Origin of the sequence: Streptomyces sp. NPDC008092 (assembly GCF_042957285.1) — a bacterium.
In the GTDB taxonomy this organism is placed as follows: Bacteria; Actinomycetota; Actinomycetes; order Streptomycetales; family Streptomycetaceae; genus Streptomyces.
In genome coordinates this window covers 294,331-307,740 of record NZ_JBIBHY010000007.1, presented here as the reverse complement: position 1 = coordinate 307,740, position 13,410 = coordinate 294,331, and the positions used below count along the sequence as shown (strand labels likewise).

Sequence of the window (13,410 nt, the reverse complement as noted above, 5' to 3'; positions counted from 1 at the left end):
GGTGATCTGTCCCGCGATTACTAAATCGATCTAGTGAGCCACGGACCGGTCGGCCCTGCGCGGCGACGCCGCCCGCAGCGGGTACCGGGGCGGATTCCCGCGAGGCTGTGCCGGGGCGCTACGCGTGCGGCACGGCCCCCGTCCCGACCGCGCCCTCGCGCACCGGGCCGGGGGTGCGTTCATGGCGCGCGTAGTGGTCCAGGTAGGCGGACGCCACGCGCACCGCGTCGAGGCCCGCGCGGACGTCGTGGACCCGTACGCAGTACGCGCCCGCCACGGCGGCCAGCCCGGACACGACGGCCGTGGCCATGTCCCGTTCCACAGGCGGCACTTCACCGGCACCCCCGCTCGCGAGAGCGGCGCCGATGAACCTCTTTCTCGATGCGCCGACGAGCACGGGACGCCCGAGCCGGCGCAGCGACCCCAGCCCGGCCAGCAGCGCCCAGTCGTGCTCGGGACGCTTGGCGAAGCCGAGGCCGGGATCGAGGACGACGCGGTCCGGGTCGAGTCCCTGTTCCGCCAGCCGCCGGAGCCGCCGGGCGAGTTCGGCGGTGACCTCGGAGACGACGTCGCGGTAGTCCGCGTGGCGGTCCATGTCCCGGCTCGGCGCCCGCCAGTGCATGGCGACGTACGGCACGCCGGCCGCGGCTACGGTGCGCGCCATGGCCGGGTCGGCCAGGCCACCGCTGACGTCGTTGACCAGGCACGCCCCGGCCTCGACGGCGGCCCTGGCGACGGGGGCGTGCATGGTGTCGACGCTCGTACGGACGCCGGCGCGGGCGAGTTCCCGCACCACCGGCACGGTCCGGGCCAGTTCCTCGTCCAGACCCACGGGCCGCGCTCCGGGCCGGGTGGACTCGCCGCCCACGTCCACGATGTCCGCGCCCTGGGCGGCGAGTTCCAGCCCCCGGTCGATCGCGCGCCGGCTGTCCGCGTACCGGCCGCCGTCGGAGAAGGAGTCCGGCGTGACGTTGAGGATGCCCATGACCAGACAGCGGCCCGGACCGGGCAGCCCCTTCACCTCGGCCGCCCTTCCGGACCGTCCGAGCGGGGTGATTCGTTCCATGGTTGACATCAGCGGCAACCCCCTTGGTCCCGCGTTCGACCACCACGGGAGAGGAACAGGAGAGCTAAATCGATTAGGTCGCCGATGCTACAGGAGGCTGCTTAATCGTTCTAGCCCTGAAGTCGTCAGAAGTCGTCACGTGCTTGCGGAGACCTACGGCGTCACGAGCTCACGGCCTTACCGGCAGGTCAGCGCCTGTCACTCGCGAAGGGCCTGCGGGAGATGGTGGCGCGGATCGTGGTCTGGGAGTGCCGCTCGACCGTCGGGTTGGCGGAGCCGCCGTCCGGTTCGCCCCACACGACGTTGACCTCACGGCCGTAGCCGATCTCGTCCGCGTCGATCATGCAGACGGAGATCCAGCCGCGGACGTTGGACGAGTAACTGCACAGCGTGGACAGGCCGATCAGCTTGCCGTCGACGCTCTCGATGCGGTCGAAGTGCGAGGCCGAGTAGAACGCGGCGGGCATCTCGATGTACTTGAACCGCCGGTCGCCCTGCTCGTACATGCCGGCGAAGATGCGGGCGACGTCGTCACGGTGCCAGGACAGCCACACCTTCTTGCGGTGCTTGCGCCCGCGCATCCGCTCCAGGGCCTCGCGGCCGACGAAGTCGTGGTCGAACTTGAGGATGTGGCCGTAGCCCAGGTCGTACGGGGTGACGTAGTAGTCCTCCACCTTGTCCGGGGTGTAGCTGCCACCGGTGGAGAGGTTCGCCTCGAAGGAGCGCGCGCCGAGCCACTCGCGGAACGGCCGCATGCTCTCGCCCGAGTAGACCGCGGGCACGGTGGAGGCGATCCAGCCCGACTCGGTGGCCACGGAGGCGTAGGCCCGGCCGCCGACCTGGCGGATCCCGTAGGGCTCCCCCGCCTCCAGGATCGTGTCGCGGATGCCGTCGAGGTCGGCGTAGGGGCCGAAGAACTCCAGGCCCGGGAAGCCGCTCATGCGGTGGTTGAGGGCGGTGGTCTCGTGCTTGCCGATGCGGAAGCGGCCCATGGTGAAGAAGGGGATGTCGGGCATCGGGCCGCCGTTGACCTCCTCGAAGATGCGGGCGGCGTGCGGGCCCTGGAGCTGGAGGCGGTAGAACTCGCGGCCGTCCGGGTTCTGCGCGGTGCGCTCGTCGCGGCGCAGGGTGACGTCGTAGCCGCCGGTCTCGCCGTGGAACTGGACCCAGTTGAGGGCCGGCGGCCGGCCGACGAGCCGGACCACGTGGTCGGCGAGGCAGAACAGGATGCAGTCGCCGATCTGGTAGCCGTCGTGGTTGACCGCGATGAACTGCTTGGCCTGCATGGGGCCGAAGCCCTCGAAGCTGTTCGCGCCGAGCGCGGCCAGCAGGCGGTAGCAGTCGGGGCCCTCCACGGTGAGGTCGGTCATGTGGTGGGAGAGGTCCATCAGCGCCGCACTGTTGCGCCAGCTCTCCTGCTCGTCGCGCCAGTTGGTGAACTCGGCGCGGATCGGGAACGGATAGGCCCCGGAACGGCCACCGCGCAGCAGCGCCAGCGGACCGCCGGACTCACGTATCTGGTCATCGAGTTGTGCCATTGCTTCCTCCATGTCGTGCCCGTGCGGTCGCGGATGCGGTTGCGGATGCCACGCCGGTGAGCGGGAGAGGGGAATGCGAATCAGGAGACGGCCCCGATCGATAATGAAACTGTACCGTACAGTACTGTTATGTCTCGTCAAGAGGGTCGAGAGGTAAGAGGTGGCCAGAAGGCGAGCGGGGCAAGGGAGTCCGGAGACGGCACCTACGATGACGAATGTGCCGAGAACGAGATCCGAGGACCGCCGCAACCTGATCCTGCGCGCAGCCGGCGAGCTGTTCATCGCCAAGGGCTACTCAGGCGTCACGATGGAGGACGTCCTGACGAAGGTGGGCGGCTCCAAGGCAACGCTCTACCGGCACTTCGCGGACAAGGCCGAGCTGTTCCAGGCCTCGGTGGAAGCCCTGTGCGACGAGTGGTCGAAGCCGGTGCACACCTTCACTCCCCCCGGCACCGACCTCGCCGAGACCCTGACGGCCCTGGGCGGACACTTCGCCGCCCTGGTCCTCACGCCCGAGGCCATCGCCCTGCACCGGCTGGTCACCTCGGAGGCGGAACGCATGCCGGAGGTGGGCCGGGCCTTCTTCGAGCACGGCCCGTCGGCCGGCCAGGGCGTGCTGGCCACGTACCTGCGGCAGGCGCACGACGCGGGCGAGATCGAGCTCGCCACCGCCCCCGTCCGTGCCGCGGCGCAGCTCTACCAGGCGATGCTGGGCGACGCCCAGATGCGCCTGCTGACCAACTCCCCGCACAGACCGGACGACGCGGAGGTCCGGGAGAGCATCGCCGTCGCGGTACGTGTGTTCCTGCACGGCACGGCCACGGCACCCGCCACCGGCGACACGGACCCGGGCCCACGCACCCGCCCCCGCACCCGCCCCGGCACCGGCACCGGCACCGGCACCGGCACGATCGAAGGCGACACCGAGGTGCCCCTCCCGACAGTCCGGACGTGAGGGCGCGGGCGCCCGGAGCGTGGACGGCTCGAACACAAGGAGACCGGTCGTCACCTTAGGTTGCGGTACGCGCTCTCCCCCACCGGCTCGAATCGGACCAGCATCCCGTCCAGAGATCGCGGTCGCCGCGTGCCGCGCCAGGACGACAGGTGGGTCGGGTCCCGCGTGTCCTCCTCCGGCCGCCCCACCGCGACCTGCCCAGCCCAGCACAGCACGGAGGAGCCGCCCGCCATGTGCCAGAACCACCGGCCGAACCAGGACCTGGCAAGCGACTCGCCACCGGACGAGACGCGGCACGCGTCCCGCAGAACGCTGCTGGGCGCGGTGGCCGCCTCGGCCGTCGCCGCCGCCCCGCTGCTCACCGCGGCACCCGCCGCAGCCGCCTCCGCCTCCGCCGCTCCCCTGTCGCTCGTGCTGCTCGGCACCAACAGCGGACCACCGCCCCTCGCGGACCGGTACGGCATCGCGTCGGCCCTTGTCGTCAACGGGAGGACGTATGTCGTCGACTGCGGCCGCGGAGCGGTGAGCCAGTACCTGCGCGCGGGACTGTCCATGCCCTCGCTGACCGGGATCTTCCTCACCCACCTGCACGCCGACCACATCGTCGACTACTACGCCTTTCCCCTGCTGGCCGCCGGGGCGTCGGGCGCGCAGGGTTTCCGGACACCCGTGTCCGTGTACGGCCCGGGCCCCGCCGGAATCCCGTCCACGGTGGCCGGCGCCCCCGGTCCCGTGCCGGGCACCGTGGAGATGACGCGGCTGGCCGGTCAGGCGTACGCCGCCGCTCCCACCTTCTTCATGACCGAGCACATCGGCATCGACCCGGCCACCCTGTTGGACGTCCGTGACGTCCTGCCGCCGTCCGCGGCGGGCGCCTCGGCCACGAACACCGCTCCCGCCATGCGGCCGTTCACCGTCATGGAGAACGACGACGTCAAGGTCACCGCGGTCCTCGTGCCGCACGGCGCGGTGTTCCCCGCCTACGCCTACCGCTTCGACACCGACCACGGCAGCGTCGTCTTCTCCGGCGACACCGCGCTCACCCCCAACGTCATCACACTGGCCCGGGGAGCGGACGTACTGGTCCACGAGGCCCTCTACCCCGCCGGCCTCGCCGCTCTGGGGCTGCCGCAGTCCCTCATCGACCACATCCTGGCCACACACACCGATGTGGCCGAACTCGGCCGGATCGCCGCCGAGTCCGGCGTCGGCGCCCTGGTCGCCACCCACCTCGGCCCGGGAGACCCGGCCACCGTGTCCGACGCGACCTGGCGACGCCTGCTGCACGGCAGCGCCCACCGCGCCGGCTACGGCGGCCGCGTGGTCCTGGGGACAGACCTGCTGCACGTCCCGATCGGCCGGGAACGGGCGCGTCGGGGTCAGGTGTTGTCCGGCGGATGAGGTGTGCGGTGACGCAGGTCCCGCCGGACCCGGTCAGGGACGCCGGTCCCCATCCCTCCCCAGGAACGAGCAGGGGCCGGTCTCGGACACCTCCGAAACCGGCCCTGAACTCTGACTCCGTAAAGTCGGGACGACAGGATTTGAACCTGCGACCCCTTGACCCCCAGTCAAGTGCGCTACCAAGCTGCGCCACGTCCCGCTGCGGAGTCACGCGGTGCGTACCGCGTGATCACGCAGGTCAACACTACCGCACGCGTACGGGTGCTGCCGCCGGCCGCTCCGTGACCGGGTCGGTGACACGGCCCGCCCGGCGGACCGGGACGAGGAGGGCGGCGCCGGCCGCGGTCAGGCAGAAGAGCGCGAGCAGGGCCCAGGCGTGGGTGTAGCCGGAGGCGTACGGCAGTCCGGAGGGCTGGAGGCGTCCGGTGACCAGGACGCTGGTGAGCGCGGCGCCGATGGAGCCGCCGATGGTGCGGATGTTGGCGTTCATGCCGGTCGCGGCGCCGGTCTGCTCGGGCGGCACGCTGCCGACGATGAGGTTGGCCATGGAGGCGAAGGCCAGGCCGATGCCGAGGCCGAACAGTCCCGCGACGACGCCGATCTGCCACTGCTCGTCGTGCCAGAGGGTGAGGAAGCCGCAGGCCAGCGCGCCGAGCGCGGCTCCCGCGGTGAGCTGCGCCTTGGCGCCGACGCGGGGTTCCAGGCGGCCGCCGATGACGCCCGAGACGAACATGGCGATGAGCATCGGCAGCATGAGCAGGCCGGACTCGGTGACGGTGGCGCCGAAGCCGTAGCCGGCCGCGGCGGGGGTCTGGACGAAGCCGGGCAGGAAGGACCAGATCGCGTACATGCCGGCGCCGAAGAGAAGGGCGGCCGTGTTGGTGGTCCAGACGGCGGGCAGCCGCATCACGCGCAGGTCGATGAGCGGGGTGGCGGAGCGGGACTCCGTGAGCAGCCAGACGGTGAACAGGACGACGGCCGTACCGAACAGGCCGAGCACCTTGGCCGAGGCCCAGCCCCACTGCCCGGCCTGGCTCAGCGGCAGCAGCAGCGCCACCAGCCAGGCGGAGAGCAGCCCGGCGCCGAGCCAGCTGACGCTGCCCTCGGCCCGCTTGGGCGACTCGGGAACGTAGCGGGCGGCGATCAGGACGGTCGCCGCGACCACGCCGACCGGGATCCAGAACAGCCAGCGGTAGTCGAGGGCCGAGACGATCGGTCCCGCGGCCACGATGCCCACGCCGCCGCCGGCCGCGATCACCGCGGACAGGTTGCTGATGCTGCCGCTGACCTCGGCCGCGGTGAACTCGTCGCGGATGATGCCGAAGGAGAGCGGGAACAGGGCACCGCCGATGCCCTGGACGACCCGGGCGATGATCAGGACGCCGATGTTCGGCGCGAGGGCCGCGACCAGGCAGCCGGCCAGGACGGCCAGCAGGACGGCGACGAGGGTGCGCTTCTTGCCGACCAGGTCGCCGACCCGGCCGAGTATCGGGGTGAAGACCGAGGCGGACAGCAGATAGGCCGTCATCACCCAGGTCGCGGTGGACTGGGAGGTGTGCAGGGCGTGCTGGACGGTCGGCAGGGCCGGTGCGACCAGCGACTGGAGCATGGAGAACACGCCGGCACCGGTCGCGAGGACCGCGAAGGTGAGGCGGGTGGACTTCCGGGGCATGAAGGGCCTCTCCGAGATCGGAACGGAGGGAAGGGAAGGGAAGGGAAAAGAGCAAAGCGTGAGGGTGACGTCCGTGAGCGTGCGGGCGGGGGACAACCGGCCGCGTCCGGCCATGGCGGTACCGCTCCGCACTGCTAAAGTGGAGGTACCCCTCCACTCTACTGGAGGCAACCCTCCGCTTCAACCGAAGTCGAGGAAACCCTCCGGTTTACCCCTGTCACGCGGGAGGCAGCAGTGACGGACAGCCCGTTCCCCGTCAGCGAGATCGTCGCGTCCCGCAGACCGCACCGTAAGGACGCGGCCCGCAACTACGACGCACTGGTCACAGCCGCCCGCGAGGCGTTCGCCGAGCGCGGCGCCGACGTCTCCCTGGAGGACGTCGCCCGCCGCGCGGGGGTCGGGATCGGCACCCTCTACCGGAACTTCCCGACCCGCCGCGACCTCTTCGAGAGCGTCTACGCGGACGAGGTCAACGCGCTGTGCCGGGCCGCCGTGGACCTCGCCGAGCTGGAGCCGTGGGAGGCCCTCACCGCGTGGCTGGACCGCTTCACCGGCTACATGGTCACCAAGCGGGCGGTGCGCGAGGCCCTGAACGACGAGTCGGAGATCTTCCAGGCCTGCCGCGACTCGATGTACGCGGCCGGCGGGCCGCTGCTGGAGCGGGCCCAGAAGGCGGGCGTGGTCCGCACCGACATGGAGATCGGCGACCTGCTCCGGATGGTCTCCGGCATCACGGCGACGGCGTTCGAGGACGACGCCCAGCGCGACCGCGTCCTCGGCATCGCCCTGGACGGGGTCCGCGCCGGCCGCTAGCGGGCGCCGGGTCCCCCGCTGGAGCCCCGCGGCTCAGAGCCGTACGCCGCCCCACGGCTCAGAGGCGTACGACGATGAGCGCGACGTCGTCCCGGCCGCCGCCGGATACGCCCAGGCGGTCCAGCACGGTGTCGGCCAGCTCCTCGGTACCCAGGTGGACGAACTCACCGAGGACTTCGGCCAGTTGATCCAGACCGACGTCGATGTCCTGGTCCCGCCGCTCGATCAGGCCGTCGGTGTACAGGACGAGGGTGTCCCCCGGCTTGTACGGCAGGCTCGCCTGCGGGCGCGGGACGTGCTGCGGGCGGGCGCCGAGCGGCGGGTCGGTCGCCTGGTCCAGCAGTTCGCAGCTGCCGTCGGGGTGGATGAGCATCGGCGGCGGGTGGCCCGCACTGCTGTAGGTGATCAGACGGCTGCGCATGTCGACGACGGCCTTGACGGCGGTGGTGCCCAGCGCCCCCTCGACGGACCTGGCGTACAGACCGAGTACCTCCAGCGCCTGGGCGGGGCGCTCCAGGGCCCGGATCGCGGCGGACAGCGCGCTGCGGAGCATGCCCATGACGGCCGCCGCCTCCAGGCCGTGGCCGATGACGTCGCCGACCGCGACGGCCAGCCGGTCGGGCGCGATGTCGACGACGTCGTACCAGTCGCCGCACACGTTGAGGGAGCCGGTCGCGGGCAGGTAGCGCACCGCGATGTCGCGGTGGTGGGCCAGGTCGGGGACGTGCAGCATGGCCTCCTGGAGGATGACGGCGACCTCGCGTTCGCGGGTGTGGGCCTGCCGCAGTTCCTCGTTCAGCCGTTGCAGCTCCCGCGCCCGTGCGTACAGCTCCGCCTCCAGGGCCTGCGTCTCCTGCGGACGCTCCGCCGCCCGGACGCCGTCGGGGTGCGTGGCCCGGTACTCCTTGACGAACGAGGTGACGTCCTCCACCCGGTGGATGATGTAGTCCACCTGCCCGGCCGCGCCGAGCACGGGGGTGTTCACCGGGGACCACCAGCGCTCCTCGAAGACCCCGGGCCGGCCCATGACCGGGATGTCGTACTTCTGCAGCGCCATGGTGTCGGACCGGCCGGTGGCGAGGACCCGGTGCAGGGAGGCACCGAGGTTCTTGACGCCGTCGGCGTCCGGGTCGGCGGGGTTGTCCGGGAACGCGACGAAGATGTGCCGCCCGAGGAGGTCCTCCCGGGTGCGTCCGGTGGCCGCCAGGTAGGCCCGGTTCACATCCACGATGACCAGATCCGGACCGAGCACCAGGTACGGGCTCGGCGTCGCGGCGAACAGCGCCGTGTGATCAACCCGGGATGCCACCGCTGACGCTCCTTCCCGCCTCAACGGCTCCGTCCTCAATCTACGGTCCGTCCTGCAGCTCTGCCCGCCCGGCGGCCTCGCGTACCGGCTGGCCGACCCCGCCCGCCCGGCCGGCGCGACGGGGCGGGGCAGGCCGGGGCGTGCCAGGCTGGAAATCCTGGCCGGCGGGCCCGCGGACGGGTCACCGGGGCCGCGTGGCGGCGTGCGGTCACCGGGCACCGGGCCCATACAGGGCGGCGTACGACCACCGAGCGCCGTCTCCGCCCCCGCCCCCGCCCCGCCGCCGGGGCCGTCTGCCGACGCGGAAAGCGGTGAGCACGGATGAGCGACGCGAACCCCGCGGACGGCCCGGAACACGGTCCCACCGGCCCGCAACCCGGTTCCACTGGCCCGCAACCCGGTCCCACCGGCCCGCACGCCGGTCCCGCCGACTCCCGGAACGGGCCCGCCGTCTCCCGCCGGGATTTCGACGCGCTCTTCGAGGCGGTCCGCACCTGGGGCCGCTGGACCCCGGCCGACCGCGGCGCCTGGAACCGGGTGACCGCGGAGCAGGTACGACGGGCCACGGCGGCGGTGCGGTCCGGCCTGGTCGTACCGCTGGCGCTGCCCTGGAACACCGTGCCCGGCCCCGACAACCCCCGGCCCGCCCTGCACCACATGACCGATCTCGGTGACGTGGAGAGCCCCGAGCCCGCCATCCACAAGGACTTCATCGGCGCCGACTACCACGGCAAGGCCGTCACCCATCTCGACGCCCTGTGCCACGTCTCCTACCGGGGGCAGCTGTACGACGGCCGGACGGCGCGGGACGTCGTCGGCGCGGCGGGCGCCCGTTTCGGCGCGGTGTCGGCGCTCGGCCCGCTCGTCACCCGGGGCGTGCTCCTCGACCTTCCCGCCGTCCTGGGGGTCCGCTGGCTGGAGCCGGGGCTGGCGGTGCACGCGCAGGACGTCATCGCCGCGGAGCGGGCCCTCGACGTGCGGATCGGCGAGGGCGACGCGGTGCTCCTGCGCTCCGGGCAGCACCGCCGTCGTGCGGAACTCGGCGCCTGGGACCCGGGCACGGCCGGCGCGGGGCTCCACGTGGACGCCGTACCGCTGCTGGCCGAGCGCGGCATCGCGCTGCTCGGGGGTGACGGCGACAGCGACGTACGGCCCTCCCCCGTGGACGGCGTGCACTCGCCCGTCCACGCCCTCGTCGTGGCCTCGATGGGGGTGCCGCTGCTGGACAACCTCGACCTGGAGGCGCTGTCGGCCGCGACGGGTCGGGCAGGACGGTACGAGTTCCTGCTGGTGGTGGCCCCGCTGAACATCCCGGGCGGGACGGGCTCACCGGTCAACCCGGTCGCCGTCCTGTGACGCCGAGTGCGCAATGTCCGTAACCTCACGTATATCCTATTGTTGTAGTAAAAGTTGTTGGAGCTGAACGGACTCTGCGGGCGTGAGTGAGGCGAAGCGTGGTTCGGGGCGGCGGGAGAGCGGCAGCGATGGGGCGTGCGACAGACGGCAAAGGGCCCGCCCGCTCACGTGAGCGTTTTCTGCAGGGCGAGGCGGTCGGGGCCGGCGTACGCAGTCCCATCTCGCACTCGTGGCAGCGCTGCCGGGCTCTGGGGCTCTCCCCCGACCAGCCCGGGCTCCCCTTCCGGGACGACTTCGAGCGTGATGCCCGGATCATCCGTGCGGCCGTGCCGGTGGTCGACCGGCTGCAGTCCTGGTTCGCCGGCACCAGGATGAACATCTCCGTCGCGGACGCGAACGGGACCGTCCTGCTGCGCCGTTTCGGAGAGACGTCGCTGGCCAACAGCCTCCCGGCGTTCCAGCGCGTCCCCGGCTTCGTGTTCGCCGAGCGGTACGCCGGCACCAACGGGATCGGGCTCGCCCTCGCGGAGCGGCAGCTCGTCCAGGTCTACGGCGCCGAGCACTTCGCCGAGCGCGCGCAGGGCAACGCCTGCCGGGCGCTTCCGGTCCGCGACCCGATCAGCGGCCGCATCGAGGGTGTCCTGTGCCTCGGCTACCCGCGCAGCGCGGAGGACCCGGCACTGGCCACCGTGATACGCCGGGCCGCCCACGCCATCGAGAGGCGGCTGCTCGGACAGAGTTCCGAACGCGAGCGGGCCCTGCTGCGGGCGTACCTGGACACCGGCGCCGAGACCGCCGCCGGGCCGCACCAACGCCTCGGGGTCGGCGAGCCGGCCCTCGGGATGCGCCCCGGCGACCGCGCGATCCTCATGGAGAAGGCCGTCGAACTGATCTCCTGGGCGCAGCGAGCCGCCGTCCACGTGACCCTTTCCGACGGCCGGCGGGTCACCCTGGTCAGCCGTCCGATGACGACCGCGACCGGCGTGCAGGGGTTCGTCACCGAGGTCGTCCTGCCCGGCCCCGCACCGCACGAGCCCCTCCTCGTCCCGTGGCCGACCGAGGAGCCGCGGCGCCCCGCCCGCGTCCCCACCGACCTCGCGCACGCCCCCGCCGCGCCTGTGGCCCCGGCCGTGCCCGGCGCCGCCGTCCGCGCGACGTCCGCCGTTTTCGCCGTCCCGCCGGCCGCGGCCGTTCCCGTCACCGCGGCACCCGGCACCGTCCCCGGCACCGTGACACCCAGCTCCGTGCCCGGCCTCGTGCCCCTCCGGGCCGAGTCGCGCGGTGCCGAGATGCCGGCGGACGGCTCGGGCGGCGCGACGGGCGGTCTCGGACCCGAAGCCGGAACCAAGGCAGGATCCGAAGCCCGATCCGAAGCCGGAACCGAGGGAGGATTCGAGGCAGGAACCGGGGCGGGCCCCGGCGCCGCCGCAGACAGTCGAGGCTCGCCGCCCCCGCCGGAGCCCCCGGCCAGAGGGCTCGTGCTGGTGGGAGAGCCGCATGTGGGGCGGTACGCCCTGGCCGCCCGTCGCCGCCTGGAGCTGCTGACCGACGCCAGTACGCGCATCGGGACCACCCTGGACGTGCGGCGTACCGCCGAGGAACTCGCCGAGACGGCGGTGCCACGGCTGGCCGACTACGTCACGATCGACCTGCCCGAGGCCGTCCTGCGGGGCGGCGAGGCCGCCGATCCGTTCTCCGACCTGTACCGCACGGTGGTCCACGGCATCACCGACGACTGCCCGTTCCACCCGGTCGGCAAGCGCGTCGACTACGGCCCGGCCACTCCGCACCTGCGCTGCCTCGCCGACGGGCAGGCCGTGCTGGAACCGGACCTGAGGGCCGCCATGGGCTGGCTCGACCACGACCCGCCGCGCACCGAGGCGATGCTGGCGCACGTCCACTCGCTCATCGCCGTCCCCCTGGTGGCCCGCGGGGTCGTCCTCGGCGTGGCCGCGTTCTACCGCGGACGCCACCCCGCACCCTTCGACGACGACGACCGCTCGCTGGTCCAGGAACTCGCCGCCCGCGCCGCCCTGTCCATCGACAACGCCCGGCGCTACACGCGGGAGCGCACCATGGTCCTGACCCTGCAGCGCAGCCTGCTCCCGCAGGGGCTGCCGGAGCAGGACGCCGTCGAGGTGGCGCACCGCTACCTGCCCGCGGAGTCGGACGTGGGCGGCGACTGGTACGACGTCATCCCCCTCTCCGGCACCCGGGTCGGCCTCCTGGTCGGTGACGTCGTCGGCCACGGCATGTTCTCGGCCGCCACCATGGGACGGCTGCGCACCGCCGCCCGCAGCTTCGCCGAACTCGACTTCCCCCCGGACGAGGTCCTCACCCACCTCGACAACCTGGTGGGGCGCCTCGACCGGGAGGCCCCCGCCGCGGGCGAGACGGGCATCTTCGGCGCGACCTGCCTGTACGCCGTCTACGACCCGACCACGCAGCAGTGCACCATGGCCCGCGCCGGGCACCCGCCGCCCGCGCTCGTCCACCCCGACGGCACGGTCTCCTTCCCGGACCTGCCCGCCGGGCCCCCGCTGGGCCTCGGCGGCCTGCCCTTCGAGGCCGCCGAGATCGACCTCCCCGAGGACAGCCGGCTGGTCCTCTACACCGACGGGCTCATCGACAGCCGCAACCGCGACGTGGACCTGGTCCTCGACCGGTTGCGCGACGCCCTCGCCCGCCCGGACCGGACCCCCGAGGAGATCTGCGAGACGCTGCTGGACACGGTGGCCCCGGACCATCCCCATGACGACATCGCCCTGCTCGTCGCCCGTACCCACGCGCTGGCCCCCCATCTGATCGCCACCTGGGACCTGCCCGCCGACCCCTCCCTCGTCAGCGAGGTCCGCTCCTCGGCGCTGCGCCGGCTGGCGGACTGGGGAGTCGAGGAGGCCGGGTTCGCCGCGGAGCTGGTGCTGAGCGAACTGGTCACCAACGCCATCCGCCACGGCTCCGCCCCCGTCCGGGTACGTCTGCTGCACGGCCGGACCCTGATCTGCGAGGTCTCCGACGGCAGCAACACCGCCCCGCACCTGCGCCGGGCGGCCACCACCGACGAGGGCGGCCGCGGTCTGTTCCTGGTGGCCCAGCTGTCGCGGAGCTGGGGCACCCGCTACATCCGGCAGGGCAAGGTCATCTGGGCCGAGTGCGGACTCGACGCCGCCTGAGGCGCGCACCGGCCAGGAGCGGCCGAGGCCGGCGGCGCGGCTGACCCGTTGGTGTCATCCGCAGGCGGCGAATCCGGCACCGGATCCGCCGCCCGGGCGTCGAATCCGAAATGCCATGGTTCATCCC

At 72.7% G+C, this 13,410-nt stretch carries 9 protein-coding genes and 1 tRNA gene; 5 read left to right on the top strand and 5 right to left on the bottom strand.

What is annotated here, in order from left to right; all coding sequences use genetic code 11:
* Positions 1-118: 118 nt before the first annotated feature.
* Together folP and ACFZB3_RS24430 are read right to left on the bottom strand one after the other, a co-directional pair.
* Positions 119-1,066, bottom strand: coding sequence for a dihydropteroate synthase (gene folP / locus ACFZB3_RS24435; RefSeq protein WP_391378402.1), 948 nt, complete (start codon positions 1,064-1,066; stop codon positions 119-121).
* A gap of 188 nt (positions 1,067-1,254) precedes the next feature.
* Positions 1,255-2,604 (bottom strand): aminomethyl transferase family protein, encoded by a 1,350-nt coding sequence (locus tag ACFZB3_RS24430; protein ID WP_391378400.1) that lies wholly within the window; start codon positions 2,602-2,604, stop codon positions 1,255-1,257.
* Between the two features lie 217 nt (positions 2,605-2,821).
* Here ACFZB3_RS24430 and ACFZB3_RS24425 point away from each other — a divergent pair, with 217 nt between their 5' ends.
* Together ACFZB3_RS24425 and ACFZB3_RS24420 are read left to right on the top strand one after the other, a co-directional pair.
* Entirely contained in the window at positions 2,822-3,559 is a 738-nt protein-coding gene (locus ACFZB3_RS24425) for a TetR/AcrR family transcriptional regulator C-terminal domain-containing protein (RefSeq protein WP_391378398.1), read from the top strand.
* Between the two features lie 231 nt (positions 3,560-3,790).
* Positions 3,791-4,960, top strand: coding sequence for an MBL fold metallo-hydrolase (locus ACFZB3_RS24420; RefSeq protein ID WP_391378396.1), 1,170 nt, complete (start codon positions 3,791-3,793; stop codon positions 4,958-4,960).
* Between the two features lie 125 nt (positions 4,961-5,085).
* Here the strand turns inward: ACFZB3_RS24420 and ACFZB3_RS24415 are convergent.
* A tRNA-Pro gene (locus ACFZB3_RS24415) sits at positions 5,086-5,159 on the bottom strand.
* Between the two features lie 45 nt (positions 5,160-5,204).
* Positions 5,205-6,632, bottom strand: a complete 1,428-nt coding sequence (locus tag ACFZB3_RS24410) for an MFS transporter (RefSeq protein WP_391378394.1) — start codon at positions 6,630-6,632, stop codon at positions 5,205-5,207.
* Positions 6,633-6,866: 234 nt separating this feature from the next.
* Here ACFZB3_RS24410 and ACFZB3_RS24405 point away from each other — a divergent pair, with 234 nt between their 5' ends.
* Entirely contained in the window at positions 6,867-7,445 is a 579-nt protein-coding gene (locus tag ACFZB3_RS24405; protein ID WP_391378392.1) for a TetR family transcriptional regulator, read from the top strand.
* Positions 7,446-7,503: 58 nt separating this feature from the next.
* Here the strand turns inward: ACFZB3_RS24405 and ACFZB3_RS24400 are convergent, their stop codons facing one another.
* Positions 7,504-8,754: a SpoIIE family protein phosphatase gene (locus tag ACFZB3_RS24400; RefSeq protein WP_391378390.1), complete on the bottom strand. Its 1,251-nt coding sequence runs from the start codon at positions 8,752-8,754 to the stop codon at positions 7,504-7,506.
* Between the two features lie 321 nt (positions 8,755-9,075).
* On the opposite strand from ACFZB3_RS24400, the gene ACFZB3_RS24395 reads away from it, so the two are divergent.
* Together ACFZB3_RS24395 and ACFZB3_RS24390 are read left to right on the top strand one after the other, a co-directional pair.
* Entirely contained in the window at positions 9,076-10,110 is a 1,035-nt protein-coding gene (locus ACFZB3_RS24395; protein WP_391378388.1) for a cyclase family protein, read from the top strand.
* Between the two features lie 128 nt (positions 10,111-10,238).
* Positions 10,239-13,283: a SpoIIE family protein phosphatase gene (locus ACFZB3_RS24390; protein ID WP_391378386.1), complete on the top strand. Its 3,045-nt coding sequence runs from the start codon at positions 10,239-10,241 to the stop codon at positions 13,281-13,283.
* Positions 13,284-13,410 lie beyond the last annotated feature (127 nt).